This is a genomic window from Mycolicibacterium phocaicum (genome assembly GCF_010731115.1).
GTDB lineage: Bacteria > Actinomycetota > Actinomycetes > Mycobacteriales > Mycobacteriaceae > Mycobacterium > Mycobacterium phocaicum.
In genome coordinates, this window is the sequence record NZ_AP022616.1 from 1,500,814 (window position 1) to 1,515,977 (window position 15,164).

At 68.1% G+C, this 15,164-nt stretch carries 16 protein-coding genes; 6 read left to right on the forward strand and 10 right to left on the reverse strand.

Features of this window, described 5'->3' with window-relative positions; genetic code table 11:
- The first annotated feature begins 69 nt into the window (after positions 1–69).
- The 4 genes from G6N46_RS07325 to G6N46_RS07340 all read left to right on the forward strand — a co-directional run bounded on the left by G6N46_RS07325 (position 70) and on the right by G6N46_RS07340 (position 3,140).
- Positions 70–765 carry a hypothetical protein gene (locus G6N46_RS07325; RefSeq protein WP_138248803.1) on the forward strand — a complete coding sequence of 232 codons (696 nt, stop codon included), beginning with the start codon at positions 70–72 and terminating at the stop codon, positions 763–765.
- Between the two features lie 62 nt (positions 766–827).
- Positions 828–1,508, forward strand: coding sequence for an Rv0361 family membrane protein (locus G6N46_RS07330; protein WP_138248802.1), 681 nt, complete (start codon positions 828–830; stop codon positions 1,506–1,508).
- Positions 1,509–1,596: 88 nt separating this feature from the next.
- Entirely contained in the window at positions 1,597–2,289 is a 693-nt protein-coding gene (locus G6N46_RS07335; RefSeq protein WP_138248801.1) for an Rv0361 family membrane protein, read from the forward strand.
- A gap of 95 nt (positions 2,290–2,384) precedes the next feature.
- On the forward strand, positions 2,385–3,140 hold the full coding sequence (locus G6N46_RS07340; RefSeq protein WP_138248800.1) for an Rv0361 family membrane protein: 756 nt from the start codon (positions 2,385–2,387) through the stop codon (positions 3,138–3,140).
- Between the two features lie 9 nt (positions 3,141–3,149).
- Here the strand turns inward: G6N46_RS07340 and mutM are convergent, their stop codons facing one another.
- The 10 genes from mutM to G6N46_RS07390 form a co-directional block, all read right to left on the reverse strand.
- Entirely contained in the window at positions 3,150–4,010 is an 861-nt protein-coding gene (gene mutM, locus G6N46_RS07345; RefSeq protein WP_138248799.1) for a bifunctional DNA-formamidopyrimidine glycosylase/DNA-(apurinic or apyrimidinic site) lyase, read from the reverse strand.
- Positions 4,003–4,734: a ribonuclease III gene (gene rnc, locus G6N46_RS07350; RefSeq protein WP_138248798.1), complete on the reverse strand. Its 732-nt coding sequence runs from the start codon at positions 4,732–4,734 to the stop codon at positions 4,003–4,005. Before rnc ends, mutM begins: the two co-directional genes overlap by 8 nt.
- Positions 4,731–5,303, reverse strand: coding sequence for a YceD family protein (locus tag G6N46_RS07355; protein ID WP_179967685.1), 573 nt, complete (start codon positions 5,301–5,303; stop codon positions 4,731–4,733). Before G6N46_RS07355 ends, rnc begins: the two co-directional genes overlap by 4 nt.
- Positions 5,304–5,359: 56 nt before the next feature.
- Positions 5,360–6,097 (reverse strand): cell division protein SepIVA, encoded by a 738-nt coding sequence (gene sepIVA, locus G6N46_RS07360; protein ID WP_020103794.1) that lies wholly within the window; start codon positions 6,095–6,097, stop codon positions 5,360–5,362.
- Positions 6,098–6,184: 87 nt separating this feature from the next.
- Entirely contained in the window at positions 6,185–6,661 is a 477-nt protein-coding gene (gene coaD / locus G6N46_RS07365) for a pantetheine-phosphate adenylyltransferase (RefSeq protein ID WP_064860444.1), read from the reverse strand.
- Positions 6,662–6,704: 43 nt separating this feature from the next.
- Positions 6,705–7,274 (reverse strand): 16S rRNA (guanine(966)-N(2))-methyltransferase RsmD, encoded by a 570-nt coding sequence (gene rsmD, locus G6N46_RS07370; protein ID WP_082934874.1) that lies wholly within the window; start codon positions 7,272–7,274, stop codon positions 6,705–6,707.
- Positions 7,271–10,654 (reverse strand): pyruvate carboxylase, encoded by a 3,384-nt coding sequence (locus G6N46_RS07375; RefSeq protein WP_138248797.1) that lies wholly within the window; start codon positions 10,652–10,654, stop codon positions 7,271–7,273. The genes rsmD and G6N46_RS07375 overlap by 4 nt, the downstream gene beginning before the upstream one ends.
- Positions 10,655–10,688: 34 nt before the next feature.
- The gene (locus tag G6N46_RS07380) at positions 10,689–11,297 is read right to left on the reverse strand and encodes a vitamin K epoxide reductase family protein (RefSeq protein ID WP_138248796.1); all 609 of its coding nucleotides are present in this window, start codon (positions 11,295–11,297) and stop codon (positions 10,689–10,691) included.
- Positions 11,294–12,127, reverse strand: coding sequence for a DsbA family protein (locus G6N46_RS07385; RefSeq protein ID WP_061001509.1), 834 nt, complete (start codon positions 12,125–12,127; stop codon positions 11,294–11,296). Before G6N46_RS07385 ends, G6N46_RS07380 begins: the two co-directional genes overlap by 4 nt.
- A 48-nt stretch (positions 12,128–12,175) precedes the next feature.
- A complete protein-coding gene (locus G6N46_RS07390) occupies positions 12,176–13,327 on the reverse strand; it encodes an alpha/beta hydrolase (RefSeq protein ID WP_174814030.1) in 1,152 nt (383 codons plus the stop codon).
- Between G6N46_RS07390 and G6N46_RS07395 the strand changes: the two genes are divergently transcribed.
- A complete protein-coding gene (locus G6N46_RS07395) occupies positions 13,320–14,174 on the forward strand; it encodes an aldo/keto reductase (RefSeq protein WP_407665187.1) in 855 nt (284 codons plus the stop codon). The genes G6N46_RS07390 and G6N46_RS07395 overlap by 8 nt on opposite strands.
- A gap of 5 nt (positions 14,175–14,179) precedes the next feature.
- Positions 14,180–15,016 (forward strand): aldo/keto reductase, encoded by an 837-nt coding sequence (locus tag G6N46_RS07400; protein WP_138248794.1) that lies wholly within the window; start codon positions 14,180–14,182, stop codon positions 15,014–15,016.
- Positions 15,017–15,164: the final 148 nt, after the last annotated feature.

Genomic DNA, 15,164 nt, shown 5'->3' on the forward strand with positions numbered 1-15,164 from the left:
CGGCGGGAACCCTGCTGGGCCCCAGGTAAAGTCAGGGATTCGCGCAACACTCTCGGGGGGAGAGTTCACATGACGTACCCATACCCGGGTCCGAATCCAGGGCCATCCGGGTACCCACAGCAGGGACCGTACGGCGGCCAGCCGGTTGCTCCCGGCTACCCCGCATATGGCCCGCCCGGATACGGTCCGATGCCCGGTCAGCCGATGCCGTACGGCTATGCCGGTGCCACTCCGCCGCCGAACTCGGGCGGTCCGGGCAAGTGGATTCTGATCGCCGGCGCCGTGGTGCTGGTGCTGGTCCTCGGTGGCGTCGGAATCTACGCGCTGACCGGTTCCTCCGACGACGACCAGTCGACATCCGCGAGCCGCCAGTCCGGTGCGCGCAAGAGTGCAGCCGGCAGCACGGGTCCGACAAACGACGCCACTGAGCCAGGGTCGTCGGGCAGCGGCAGTTCCGATGAGGACGAGATTCGCCAGTTTCTGGCCAACTTCGGCGGGGGCGACATGGCGTCGATCTCCTGTGCCAACGACCGCAAGTTCTTCGGCCAGGCGGGCGGCGGCGCATTCGGCAGTATGCCGATACCGAAGGTCGCAGGTGACGCGGACAGCATGCAGGTCCTCGACATCACCGTCACGGGCGACCGCGCCACGGTCAAACCCCCGGGGTCGTCGCAGGTTGCGTTCTGGCTGCGTAAAGAAGGCGGCGAGTGGAAGTTCTGCTCCACCGACAATCCCGTATTCAAGAACCTGCCCGGAACCCGCTGAGATCACGGCTCGCCGCCGCCGATTTCGCCATCACGCACCACTTCGCGAGGAGCGACCAGACAATGACCTATCCCCCGCCCGGGTCGCCGGGTCCTCAGCCGTGGCAGCCGGCACCCGGGTACCCGCCGGCCGGCTACGGGCAGGCGCCCGGGTACGGGCAACCGGCCGGGTACGGACAACCGCCCGGGTACGGACAGACACCCGGCTACGGGCAGGCACCCGGCTACCCAATGGGGCCCGGATACGGCCAGGCACCCGGGTTTCCCCCGGGACCCGGCTATCCCGGCGCGCCAACCCCGAACAACAACAAGAAGTTCCTGATCGGCGGGCTGGCCCTGCTCGCGGTCATCGGCATCGTGATCGGCGTGGTGGTGTGGACCTCGGGCTCCGGCGGTGGGCTCAGCGCACTGGGCGGTAACTCGGACGAGGACCAGATTCGCAGCCTGATGAGCGACCCGACGGCGTTGAAGGACCACCGGTGCGAGGCCGACGCCAAGTTCTTCAGTAAGTTCCCTGGCCTCGCCGACGGGAAGAAGGCGCCGGTCGGGCCCAAAGTGAAGGTCACCGTCAACAGTGTCGACGTGACGGGCGAGCATGCCACCGTGAACGTCACCACGCGCGCCGAAAGTGGGCGTGAGGCCTCCGCCACCGTCTATTTCCGCAAGGAAGGCGGTGAGTGGAAGTACTGCCTGACGGACTCCCCTGAGATGAAGAAACTGCAGCAGCTGCCGGGGATGAAGTAACGACCGAGGCTGACCGGCGTTTCCGGAGGTAGACGGCCCAGCGGTGTTAACTTGGACGGCAAGCACAGTTCACAGGGAGCGACCAGACATGACCTATCCCCCGCTCGGGCCGCAGCCAGGCGGCCAGCCGTGGCAGCAGCCGCAGCAGCCGGCACCCGGGTACCCGCCGGCCGGCTACGGCCAGCCGGGATACGGCCAGCCCCAGCCCGCCTATGGGCAACCCTCGTTCGGTCAGCCCGCGTACGGTCAGCCGGCCTACGGCCAGCCCGCATACGGACAGCCGCCGGGTTATCCGATGGGCCCGGGTTTCCCCGGTGCGCCGCAACCCAAATCGAACGGCCCGAAGTGGGCGCTGATCGGTGGGCTGGCGGCCATCATCGTCGTGGGCATCGTGCTCGCCGTAGTCCTGGTCTCGAATTCCGGCGGTGGGCTCAGCGCACTGGGCGGCAACTCCGACGAGGATCAGATTCGGAGCCTGATGAGCTCGGGGCCGTCGTCGATCAAAGAACGCGCGTGCGAGAACGACCAGAAGTTCTTCAGCAAGTTCCCCGGCATCGCCGACAGCACCGGCACCAATCCGACCGGCGCCAAGGGCAAAGCGACCGTCGACAGCGTCAACGTGACCGGGGATACCGCCACCGCCGAAGTCACCGCGACGTCGAGCACCGGCCTGGAGCGCTCCGGCACGCTCTACTTCCGCAAAGAGAGCGGCGAGTGGAAGATCTGCTTCACCGACTCACCGCAGTTGAAGCAGCTGCAGAATCTGCCCGGCATGAAGTGATCGCCCTGTGACTTGCCCGGCCGCGGTTGGCATTTCGGGTAGTGCCGCTGGTGTTACGTTGGATACCAAGCACAGTTCACAGGGAGCGCGCAGACATGACCTATCCCCCGTCCGGCTCTGATCCGGGCGCCCAGCCCTGGCAGCCGCCACAGCCGCCGCCCGAGGGATACGGCCCGCCTGCGTACGGCCCGCCGGCCTACGGACAGCCCGCCTACGGACAGCCCGCCTACGGGCAACCGACCTACGGACAGCCGAGCTACGGACAGCCCGGCTACGGCTATCCGGGCTACGGACCGCCGCCCGGCTACCCGATGGGGCCGGGTTTCCCGGGGCAGCCCGGATTCCCGCCGCCGCCTCCGCCCAACAACACCCGCAAGTGGGCGCTCATCGGTTCGGGGATTTTCGCCGTCGTGCTCGTGATCGGAGTGGTATTCGCTCTGGTGATGTCGCGCTCGGACTCCGGCTCCGGCTCGGATACGGCGTCCAGCGGTGGCGAGGTGACGAACGGTGCGTCGTCCTCGGACCAGGAGAAGATCCGCGACCTGATGACGTCGCAGATCGACACCTTCGACGATTTCAAGGCGCACTCCTGCGCGAACGACGTGAAACTGTACGACAAGGTGCCGTCGATCGCGGGCAAGTTCGGCAAGGGCGGCAGCGCCGGCGACGCCGGCCCCGGTTCGACCAAACGCGCCGAGATCACCGACATCGACGTCAACGGAGATCGGGCGACGGTGAACGTCAGCTCGTCCACCGGGGTCACGAACGTTCCGCTGCGCAAGGAAGGCGGCGAGTGGAAGTTCTGCATGACCGATTCGCCGAAGTTCAAGGGCATTCCCGGGCTGAAGTAGCCCGGGCCGTCAGATCGGACGCGGGATGCGGGGCCGCGGTTGGCATTTCGGGCAGTAGTACGACGAGCGGTTCATGAACTTCTCCCGCCGGATCGCCGTGCCACAGCGGCGGCACGGCTCTCCTTCCTGGCCATAGGCGTCCAGTGACCGGTCGAAGTACCCGGACTCGCCGTTGACGTTGACATACAGCGAGTCGAATGACGTGCCGCCTTGCGCCAGAGCCGAATTCATCACGTCGGCCGCGTGGACGAGGAGTTCCCCGAGCCGGCGCCGAGCCAGCGCCGATGCCGGACGAAACCCGTTGACCTGTGCCCGCCACAGCGATTCGTCGGCGTAGATGTTGCCCACACCGGACACCACGGTTTGGTCCAGCAGCTGACGTTTGATCTCGGAGTCCTTGCGCCGCAGGACATTCACCACGGCGTCCGGATCGAACGCGGGGTCCAGCGGGTCGCGGGCGATGTGCGCCACCGGCACGGGCACGACGCTGCCGTCGACCTCGACGAGGTCGCAGACCTGCCAACCGCCGAACGTACGTTGGTCGACGAAACTCAGCTCGGTGCCGTCGTCGAGCACGGCCGCGATGCGCAGGTGCGACGGCCGGGCCGGTGGTCCGATCAGCATCTGGCCGCTCATGCCCAGGTGCACCACCAGCGCCTCGTCACCGTCGAGGGTCAGCCACAGGTACTTGCCGCGGCGGCCCGTCCCGGTGATCCGGCGTCCGGCCAGCCGGCCGGCCAGATCCGCGGGACCGTTGTCGTGCCGTCGTACCGCACGCGGGTGCAGCACCCGTACCGTGGTGAAACCCTTTGTCACAATGTGTGATTCGAGGCCCCGGCGGACGACCTCGACTTCGGGAAGTTCAGGCATTGCTGACGGCGTCGGCGTCAGGGTCGACTTCGGGACTGGCCTCCAGCGCCTGGTAGGCCGCCGCGGCGGCGTGCTGTTCGGCTTCCTTCTTGGTGCGCCCGACGCCTTCGCCGTAGTCGATGCCGTTGAGCACTGCGCGCGCGGTGAACTCCTTGTCGTGCTCCGGTCCGGTGGACGTCACAACATAGGACGGGACGCCGATCCGGCGGGCGGCGGACAGTTCCTGCAGGCTGGTTTTCCAGTCCAGGCCCGCCCCGAGACTCGCCGCGGTGTCGAGCGCGGCGCTGAACAGCCCCATCACCACGGTTTGGGCCACCTCGTGGCCGTGCTCGACATACGTTGCACCGAGCAGTGATTCGAGTCCGTCGGCCAGCAGGTTGGCCTTCTGGGCGCCGCCGCTGGCCATCTCGCCGCGGCCCAGCAGCAGGTAGCTGCCGAGTCCGTCTGGGGTGAGGGTGCGCGCGATCTCGGCCAGCGCCTGGGTGTTCACGACCGCGGATTTGAGCTTGGCCAGCTCGCCTTCGCTGCGGTCCGGGTAGCGGCGGAAAATCTCGGCGGTGATCACCAATCCGAGCACGGCGTCGCCCAGGAACTCCAGCCGCTCGTTGGTCGGCAGACCGCCGTTCTCGTACGCGTAGCTGCGGTGGGTCAGTGCCACGGTCAGCAGATCGTCGGGCAACTGCACGCCCAGCGCTGCCAGCAGCGGCGCACGATCTACCGTCACGAACCGCCCTCCGACGAAGCCCCGTCGGTGTCGGGGGTCTCGGGCAGTAGCGCCGACAACTTCGCCCACCGCGGGTCGATCTTGTCGTGGTGGTGGTCCGGTTCGGCGTCGAGGAGGCGTACCCCGCAATCCGGGCACAGTCCCGGGCAGTCCGGGGTGCACAACGGCGAGAACGGCAGCGTCAGCCCGACCTCATCGATGATCGACTGCTCGAGGTCGACGGCGTCGTCGACGACGTGGCCGACCTCGTCCTCCTCGGTGGTGGCTTCGGTCGTGCTGTCGGGATACGCGAACAGCTCGGTGAGGTCGACGGTGACGTGCCCCGACAGCGGGTTGAGGCACCGCGAGCACTCACCGGTGGTCGGTGCGGACACCGACCCCGTCACCAGCACGCCCTCGGACACCGACTGCAGTTGCAGGTCGAGGTCGATCGGCGCCCCGGCGGCGATCGCCATCAGATCCAGGCCGATCCGCTCGGGACTGGGCACGGTTTCGACGTGCGTGATCATCGACCCGGGCCGACGGCCCAATCGCGCGATGTCAATGGTCAGCGGACTCGGGCCAGGCATTGCTCAATCCTACGTCGGCGCCGATCACCGACCGGACGCCATTCCCGCGAAGCGGTTCAGCGCTGGGCGTAGTCGTGCGTGCCGGCGGCGGTACGCAGCTGGTGCCGGCCCCGGCTCACCGAGCGCAGCGTGCCCTGCAGGTGCTCCTCGAACTCGGCGAGCTTGGTGTCCACGTAGATGTCGCATTCGCCGCGCAGGCGGTCGGCCTCGGCGTGCGCCGAATCGATCATGCGGGTGGCCTCGGCGTGGGCGGTCTGAACCACCTCGGTCTCAGACACCAGGCGCTGCTGCTCCTTGATGCCTTCCTGCACGGCCTTCTCGTAGGACAGGTTGCCGCTCTCCAGCAACCGGTCGACCTCGGCCTTGGCCCGGTTGGTGCTGGCCTCGTACTCCCGCTTGGCGGTACTGGCGATCCGATTGGCCTCTTCGCGGGCCTCGACGACCATGCGCTCGCTGTGTGCACGCGCCTCGGAGACCATCCGGTCGGCCTGCGCCTTCGCGTCGGCGAGCAGCCGGTCCGCCTCGGCACGGGCGTGGTTGACCAGCGAATCCGCCTCGGCCGTGGCCGACGACACCATCGAGTCGGCGTGCTGCTTGGCCTCACGCAGCATTCCGTCGCGGGCGTCCAGGACATCCTGGGCGTCGTCCAGCTCGCCCGGGATGGCGTCCTTGATGTCGTCGAGAAGTTCCAGGACATCGCCCCGCGGCACCATGCAGCCCGCGGTCATGGGCACTCCGCGTGCCTCTTCCACGATCGCGCCGAGCTCGTCCAGCGCCTCAAATACTCGGTACACGGCAACATCCTCCAGGCGTAGTTGGTTGTTACCAGTGTGCCTGTTGTTACTCGTGTGACTCGGCTTTGCGGGCCGGTGTGTCGCGACCTATCCGGCCAGCTTGGCCTGGAGCCGCTTGTTCACGACCGGCGGCAGCAGGTCGGTGACGTCGCCGCCGAGGGCCGCGACCTCCTTGGCCAACGACGACGACACGAACGAGAATTGCGGCTTGGTCGCGACGAAGAAGGTGTCGACGCCGGCGACGTGCCGGTTCATCTGCGCCATCTGAAGCTCGTATTCGAAGTCCGTGCCGGTGCGCAGACCCTTGACGATGGCCGTCAGCCCGCGCGCCCGGGCGAAGTCGACGACGAGCCCGGAGCCGGCCTCGGCCCGCAGGTTCGGCAAATGCGACGTCGCCTCGCTGATCATCGCGATGCGTTCCTCCGCGGTGAACATGCCCTTCTTGTTGGGGTTCACCAGCACCGCCACCACCACCTCGTCGAACTGGGCCGCTGCCCGCTCGAAGACATCGAGGTGACCAAGGGTTATCGGATCGAAGGATCCCGGGCAGACCGCACCACTCATAGCCCAAGACGGTACAAGGCCTGGGCGCATCAGACCCGACTGGTCAGCCCGACCGACCGGCAGTCCACTCCGCCATTTCCAGCCGGGTGTCGCCGTACCGCCGCTCGCGCAGCACGGTCCAGCCGTCCGGCCAGACGAGGGCCGGGCCGGACGCCGGGCGCTCGATCACCGCGACGGCGCCCTCGGCCAGCCAACCACCCGAAACGAGCTGCCCCACAACGACTTCCACATCAGCGGCCGGTACGTCGTAGGGCGGGTCCGCGAACACCAGATCCACCGGCCGCGGCGCCGTCGTCGCCGCCACACTGGACGCCGTACCGCATCGCACGACGGCGCCGTCCACCCCGAGCTCGGCGATGTTCCGCGAGATCACCGCCGCGGCGCGCCGGTCGGCCTCCACGAACAGGGCCGACGCCGCACCGCGCGACAGCGCCTCCAGCCCGAGCGCTCCCGACCCGGCGTACAGGTCGAGGACCCGCGCCCCCTCGAAGTCCACCCGGGCCGCCAGCACGTTGAACAGCGACTCCCGGACCCGATCCGTCGTCGGCCGAGTCCCTTTGGCGGGCACCGAGATCCGGCGGCCGCCGTGGCGGCCGCCGATGATCCGGGTCAGCTGATCACCACGAGCAGATCGCCACCTTCCACGCCCGCGGTGGGGGTGACGGCGATCCGCGCGACGGTCCCGGCCTTGGGCGCGGTGATGGCCGCCTCCATCTTCATGGCCTCGATGGTGGCGATGGTCTGACCCGCGTCCACCTGGTCACCGACCGCGACGCCGACCGTGACAACACCCGCGAACGGGGCCGCGACATGGTCAGGGTTGGTGCGGTCGGCCTTCTCGGCGGCCGGCACGTCCGCAGCTATGGCGCGGTCGCGCACCAGCACGGGCCGCAACTGCCCGTTGATCAGGCACAGCACGGTCCGCATGCCGCGCTCGTCGGGCTCGGACACCGCCTCCAGGCCGATGAGCAGCTCGACACCCTTCTCCAGCTGCACGCGGTGCTCTTCGCCACGGCGCAGGCCGTAGAAGAACTGGTTGGCGCTCAGGCGCGAGGTGTCGCCGTACTCCTCGCGGTGCGCCAGGAACTCCTTCGTCGGACCGGGGAACAGCAACCGGTTCAGGGCACCCTGGCGCACGGGGCCCGGGGTGGCCAGCTGGGCCTCGTCCTCCGCGGTCAGCTGCTGCTCCGGACGGGCCGGGCCGCGGCCCTGCAAGGCCTTGCTGCGCAACGGCTCCGGCCAGCCGCCGGGCGGGTCGCCCAGTTCGCCGCGCAGGAATCCGATGACACTGTCGGGAATGTCGTAGCGTGACGGGTCGGTCGCGAAATCGTCGGCGGTGACGTGGGCGCCGACCAGAGACAGGGCCAGGTCGCCGACCACCTTGCTCGACGGCGTGACCTTCACCAGCCGCCCCAGGACACGGTCGGCGCCGGCGTACGCGTTCTCGATCTCCTCGAACCGGTCCCCCAGGCCCAGCGCGATCGCCTGCTGGCGCAGGTTGCTCAGCTGGCCGCCGGGGATTTCGTGGGTGTAGACGCGTCCGGTCGGCGCCGGCAGGCCGGACTCGAACGGCGCGTAGACGCGGCGCAGCGCCTCCCAGTACGGCTCCAGGTCGCAGACGGCCTCCAGCGACAGCCCGGTGTCGTACTGCGTGTGTGCCGCCGCCGCGACGATGGACGAGAGCGCGGGCTGGCTGGTGGTGCCGGCCAGCGGCGCCGAGGCACCGTCGACCGCGTCGGCGCCGGCCTGCCAGGCGGCCATGTAGGTCGCCAGCTGCCCGCCCGGGGTGTCGTGGGTGTGCACGTGCACCGGCAGGTCGAAGCGAGACTTCAACGCCGACACCAGTTTTGCCGCGGCCGGCGGTCGCAGCAGGCCGGCCATGTCCTTGATGGCCAGCACGTGCGCACCGGCTTCGACGATCTCGTCGGCGAGCTTGAGCCAGTAGTCCAGCGTGTAGATCTTCTCGCCGGGATTCATCAGGTCGCCGGTGTAGGACATCGCGACTTCGGCCACCGCCGAACCGGTTTCGCGCACCGCCTCGATGGCGGGACGCATCGACGACACGTTGTTGAGCGCGTCGAAGATGCGGAAGATGTCGATGCCGGTCGCCGTGGCCTCTTCGACGAACGCCGACGTCACCAGTTCCGGATACGGCGTGTAGCCGACGGTGTTGCGACCACGCAACAGCATCTGCAGACAGATGTTGGGCAGCGCCTCACGCAGTGCGGCCAGGCGCTCCCACGGATCTTCCTTCAAGAAGCGAAGGCCCACATCGTAAGTGGCACCACCCCAGCACTCGACCGACAGCAGCTGCGGCGTCGACCGGGCGATGTATGGGGCGATCTCCAACAGACCGGTGGACCGCACGCGAGTGGCCAGCAGCGACTGATGGGCATCACGGAAGGTGGTGTCGGTGACCCCGACCGCCGGGGTGTCACGCAGCCAGCGCGCGAACCCCTCCGGTCCCAGTTCGTCCAGGCGCTGCTTCGACCCCGCGGGCGGCGCCGCCTTCAGGTCGACGGCGGGCAGCTTGTCGCGCGGGTACACCGCCGACGGGCGCGGCCCGTGCGGCTGGTTGACCGTGACATCGGCCAGGTAGTTGAGGATCTTGGTGCCGCGGTCGGCGCTGCTGCGCGCGGTCAGCAGCTGCGGACGTTCGTCGATGAACGACGTCGTCACCTTGCCGGCGACGAAGTCGGGGTCGTCGAGCACCGCCTGCAGGAACGGGATGTTGGTCGATACGCCGCGGATGCGGAACTCGGCCAGCGCCCGCTTGGCACGGGCCACGGCTGTCGTCAAATCCCTTCCGCGACAAGTCAATTTGACCAGCATGGAGTCGAAGTGGGCCGATACCTCGGCGCCCAGGTTGGTGCCGCCGTCGAGCCGAATGCCGGCGCCGCCGGGGGTGCGGTAGGCGGTGATGCGGCCGGTGTCGGGGCGGAAGCCGTTGGCCGGATCCTCGGTGGTGATGCGACACTGCAGCGCGGCGCCGCGGGCCTGCATGGTCTCCTGGCTCAGACCCAGCTCCTCGAGCGACGAGCCGGAGGCGATACACAACTGCGACGCGACCAGGTCGACAGCGGTGATCTCCTCGGTGACGGTGTGCTCGACCTGGATGCGCGGGTTCATCTCGATGAACACGTGCTGGCCGCGCTCGTCGACGAGGAATTCGACGGTACCCGCGCACGTGTAGCCGATCTGCCGGGCGAAGGCGACGGCGTCGGCGCACATCCGCGTCCGCAGTTCGGGGTCCAGGTTCGGCGCGGGCGCCAGCTCGATGACCTTCTGGTGCCGGCGCTGGACGCTGCAGTCGCGCTCGAACAGGTGCATGACGTTGCCGTAGGTGTCGGCAAGGATCTGTACCTCGATGTGCCGCGGGTTCACGACGGCCTGCTCGAGGAACACCGTCGGGTCACCGAAGGCCGAATCGGCTTCGCGCGACGCGGCTTCGATGGCCTCGCGCAGGTCGGCCGGGTCGGCCACGCGGCGCATGCCGCGGCCGCCACCACCGGCGACGGCCTTGACGAACAGCGGGAACTGCATCTGCTCGGCAGCCGCGAGGAGGTCGTCGACCGACGACGACGGCTCCGACGACGCCAGCACGGGCAGCCCGGCGGCGCGCGCCGATTCGATGGCGCGGGCCTTGTTGCCCGTCAGTTCGAGAATGTCGGAGCTCGGTCCGACGAACGTGATGCCGGCGGCGGCGCAGGCGGCCGCCAGTTCGGGGTTCTCCGAGAGGAAGCCATAGCCCGGGTAGATCGCGTCGGCACCGCACGCCAGCGCGGTGGCGACGATGTCCTCGACGTTCAGGTACGCGCGTACCGGATGGCCCTTCTCGCCGATCTGGTACGACTCGTCAGCCTTGAGCCGGTGCAGCGAGTTGCGATCCTCGAACGGGTACACCGCGACAGTGGCGATACCCAGTTCGTTGGCTGCGCGAAAGGCCCGGATCGCGATCTCGCCGCGATTGGCCACCAGGAGTTTGGAAATCACCCAGTGACCCTAACGGGTAGGGCAAGCTCGCGCGCTAGATCAGGGTGGACCAATAACTCCAGAATCGATCAAGGATCAGCAACGCGATCGCGGTGATCCACACGGCGTACAGCGGCCACCGCCACTGGTACAGGGCGTCCACCACTTTGTTGCGGCCGGCCAAGGGCCGCAAGGCAATTGGCGTGACCACGACAAGCAGCGCCATGGTGACCACCCAGACCACCATGCAGTACGGGCACAGCGCGCCGATCTCGTACAGGCTCTGGTAGATCAGCCAGTGCACGAACACCGCGCCCAGCAGCGTGCCACCGGCCAGGCCCGCCCAGTACCACCGCGGCAACCGAACGCCCGCCACGGCGAGCACACCCGTCACGATCACCACGCTGAAGGCGGCGATGCCCAGGAGCGGGTTGGGAAAGCCGAACAGCGATGCCTGTTTGGTCAGCATCACCGACCCGCAGGACAGCACGGGGTTGATGCTGCAGGAGGGGACGTACGACGGGTTCTGCAGTTGCCGAACCTTCTCGACGGTCAGCACGAACGCGGCGACCCCGCCGATGATGCCGGCGAGCAGAACCCAGACGGCGGCGGGGCGGCTGACCGCCACCCCCGCCTGCCGCTGCGAGGTGTCGACGTCGGTCACTGGTGCGGTGCCGGAGCGGGCTGCGGCGCCGGGGCACCAGGTGCCGGAGCGGCCGGGGCCGCCGGTGCCGCCGGCAGGTTCGGCAGATCCGGCGCGATGGCCTTGATCTTCTCGATCAGGCTGTTCGGATCACCGTTCGGGACGAGGCTGGTCTCGGTGCCGTTGATCTTGATGGTCGGGGTGCCCTGAATCTCGGCGTTGCGGGCCATGTTGTTGACCATCTCGGTGTAGACGCCGTTCTCGACGCACTTGCTGAGCGGATCATTGGGGCCGACGGCGACACCGGACTGGCGCGCGTACTCCAGCAGCTTGGCGTTGTCGGGGAACGACGCCGCCGTCTCCTCGGGCTGGTTCTTGTACAGCGCTTCGTGGAAGCGCCGGAACGCGGCCTTGTCCTCGTCGGCGACGCAGTACGCCATGGCGCCGGCGCGCGTCGAGTACGACTTCGGGTCGCCGCGGCCGATGATCGAGACGATGTTGTAGTCGACGGCGATGTCACCGTTGTCGATCAGCTTGGCGATGGTCGGGCCGTAGGTCTTCTCGAAGACGCCGCAGACCGGGCAGAGGAAGTCCTCGTAGATCGTCAGGGTGACCTTGGGATCCTTGGTGCCGGGGTTGGTGACGACGTTGCTCGCCGCGATCTGGACCGCCTGCACCTTGTGCGGGTCGGCCTTGGGCTTGCCGTTCATGACGATGTACGCCACCAGCACCACCGCGAAGATGATGACAAGCGCGGTCAGCCCGCCCTTGACCACCCAGTCGCGCTTGCGGTCCGCGGCCTTGAGGTCGTAGCTGGCGTTCTTCGATGACTTCGACGATTTCGACGGCACGGCGTCAAGGGTACCGACGTCGTCCCCGAAGTCGGCCGGACCCGTGCCTCAGCGGGTGAGGTGGGCCCGGAAGGCAGATATGAAGTCCGCGGTCGCGTCCGCGCTGTCGCCGCCGAGCGGGAAGAAATTCGCGAAGGCGTGGATCAGGGACCCGTACTTACGGTGGTCCACCGGCACGCCGGCGGCGGCCAGTGCCGCGGCGTACGCGTCGCCTTCGTCGCGCAGCGGATCGAACCCACCGGTGAGCACGAGGGCGGGCGGCAATCCCGACAGATCCTCGGCCAGCAGCGGGGACACCCGCGGGTCCGACGCATCGAGCGCCGATTCGGCGAGGTAGTTCGCCCGGAACCAGTCCATGTCGATCTTGCTGAGGAAGTAGCCGTCGGCGAACAGCACCTTCGACCGCGTATCCCTCGCGAAATTGGTCACCGGATAGATCAGCAACTGCAGGGCCGGCAGCGGTTTGTGGTTGTCGCGGGCCAGCTGCGAGACGACGGCCGCCAGGTTGCCGCCGGCGCTGTCGCCGCCGACTGCGATCTTCGCCGGGTCCGCGCCCAGCCGCGCCGCGTTCTCCACACACCAGAGATAGGCGGCGTAGCAGTCGTCGGAGGCCGCCGGAGCCGGGTGCTCGGGGGCCAGCCGGTACTCGACGGACACGACGTGCACTCCGGCATCCCGGCTGATGAGGCGGCACAGCCCGTCGTGCGACTCGATGCCGCCGACGACGAACCCGCCGCCGTGGAAGAAGACGAGCATCGGGGCGGGGCCGGCGCCGTCGGGCTGGTAGTGCCGGGCGCGCAGCGGTTCGACCGGACCGGGGATGGTGAAGTCCGTCGTCGGCACGGCAATGGCCGGGTCGAGGTACTGCGACAGCGTCATCAGCTGGGCCCGCGCGACGTTGACGTCGCTGCTGGCGACCAGGCCGCCGGCGCCGCTGGCGTTCTGCGCCGTCAGCATCAGCTGCAGGGTGGTGTCGAGAGTGTTGCCGTCGATGGTGACGCGGCGGCCACCGAGCAGCACGCGCTTCAGCCGATCGGGAATCTTGGGGAGGATCCGGAGGGCGGTACCGCCGACCCGGGTCAGAATCGCCAGGCGCAGCCGGCTGGGTCGTCCCGCGACCGGATGCTCCGGCCGGACGACCAATTCGGCGTCGGTTGTCGCTGCCGCGTGCACAGCGTCGCCTGGCATGCTCATGGTCATGGCTGATCCTTCAGGTGCTCCGAGTCCAACACTGACGCTCAACGACGGTACGTCCATTCCCGTGGTGGGGCTCGGGGTGTGGCAGACACCGGCCGAGGACACCGAACGCGCCGTCAGTGCAGCATTGCACGCCGGATATCGCCATATCGACACCGCCGCGGCCTACGGCAACGAAGACGGCGTCGGCCGGGCCATCGCCGCCTCCGGCATCCCGCGTGAAGACGTCTTCGTCGTCACCAAGCTCTGGAACTCCGAGCAGGGTTACGAGAAGACCCTCGCGGCGTTCGACGCGAGCATGTCGCGACTGGGGCTCGACTACCTCGATCTCTACCTGATCCACTGGCCGACGCCCGCGCAGAACCTGTTCATCGACACCTTCAAGGCTTTCGCGCACCTGCGTGACCAGGGCCGGATCCGCTCGATCGGCGTCAGCAACTTCGAGCCCGAGCACCTGAAACTGCTCATCGACGCCACCGGGATCGTGCCCGCGGTGAACCAGATCGAACTGCATCCGCGGCTGCCGCAGGCCGAGCTGCGCGAAGCGCACGCCCGCTACGGCATCGCCACCGAGGCCTGGAGTCCGCTGGGGCAGGGTTCCCTGCTCGAAGACCCGATCGTGACCACCATCGCGGAGCGACACGGAAAAACGCCAGCACAGGTGCTGATTAGGTGGCATATACAGCTGGGTAATATCGTCATCCCGAAATCGGTGAACCCAGACCGGATTGCGAGCAATTTCAACGTGTTTGATTTCGAGCTGAGCGAGGCGGACATCGCGTCCATCGCGACCCTCGACAACGGCACCCGCCTGGGCCCGGATCCACGAACATTCAACTTCACAGGGTAGGTGACATGGCCTCCGCAGAGATTCCCAATGTGGCGCTCCACGACGACAACACGATTCCGGCGCTCGGCCTCGGTGTCGCCGAGCTGTCGGACGCCGACACCGAGCGTGCCGTCTCGGCCGCGCTCGAGATGGGTATCCGCCTGATCGACACCGCTGCCGTGTACGGCAACGAGGAGGCCGTCGGGCGGGCCATCGCGGCGTCGGGTATCCCGCGCGCCGAAATCTTCGTGACCACCAAGCTGGCCAACGCCGACCAGGGTTTCCAGGGCGGCCAGGACGCCCTCAAGGTCAGCCTGGACAAGCTCGCCATGGAGTACGTCGACCTCTACATGATCCACTGGCCTGCCGGTGACATCAGCAAGTACGTGGACAGCTGGGGCGCCCTGATCAAGCTGCACAACGACGGCACCGCCAAGTCCATCGGCGTCTGCAACTTCACGGACGAGGATCTGTCCACCATCATCGACCTGAGCTACGTCAGCCCGGTGGTGAACCAGATCGAGCTGCACCCGTTGCTCAACCAGTCCGCGCTGCGGGCCGTGCACGCCGAGCGCGGCATCGTCACGCAGGCCTACAGCCCGCTGGGCGTCGGCAACCTGCTGACCCACCCGACCGTGCAGTCCATCGCCGCCGAGTACGGCAAGACCCCGGCGCAGGTGCTGATCCGGTGGAGCCTGCAGCTGGGCAACTCGGTGATCCCCCGCTCGTCGTCGCCAGAGCGCATCGCCGAGAACCTCGACGTGTTCGGCTTCGAACTCGCCGCCGAGCACATGGACAGCCTGAACGGGTTGGACGACGGCACCCGCTACCGCCCGGACCCCACCACCTACACCGGCATCTGAGGGCCGCCTGAGGTCCCACTGATACAGACGCAAATGGTCGTTCTCCCATCGGGGAGGACGACCATTTGTGTTTGGCGCGAACGATTCTGGTTACGCGCTGCATCGGTACGACGGGCGTCGGCGCGCGCGTGTCACAGATGTTTCCAGT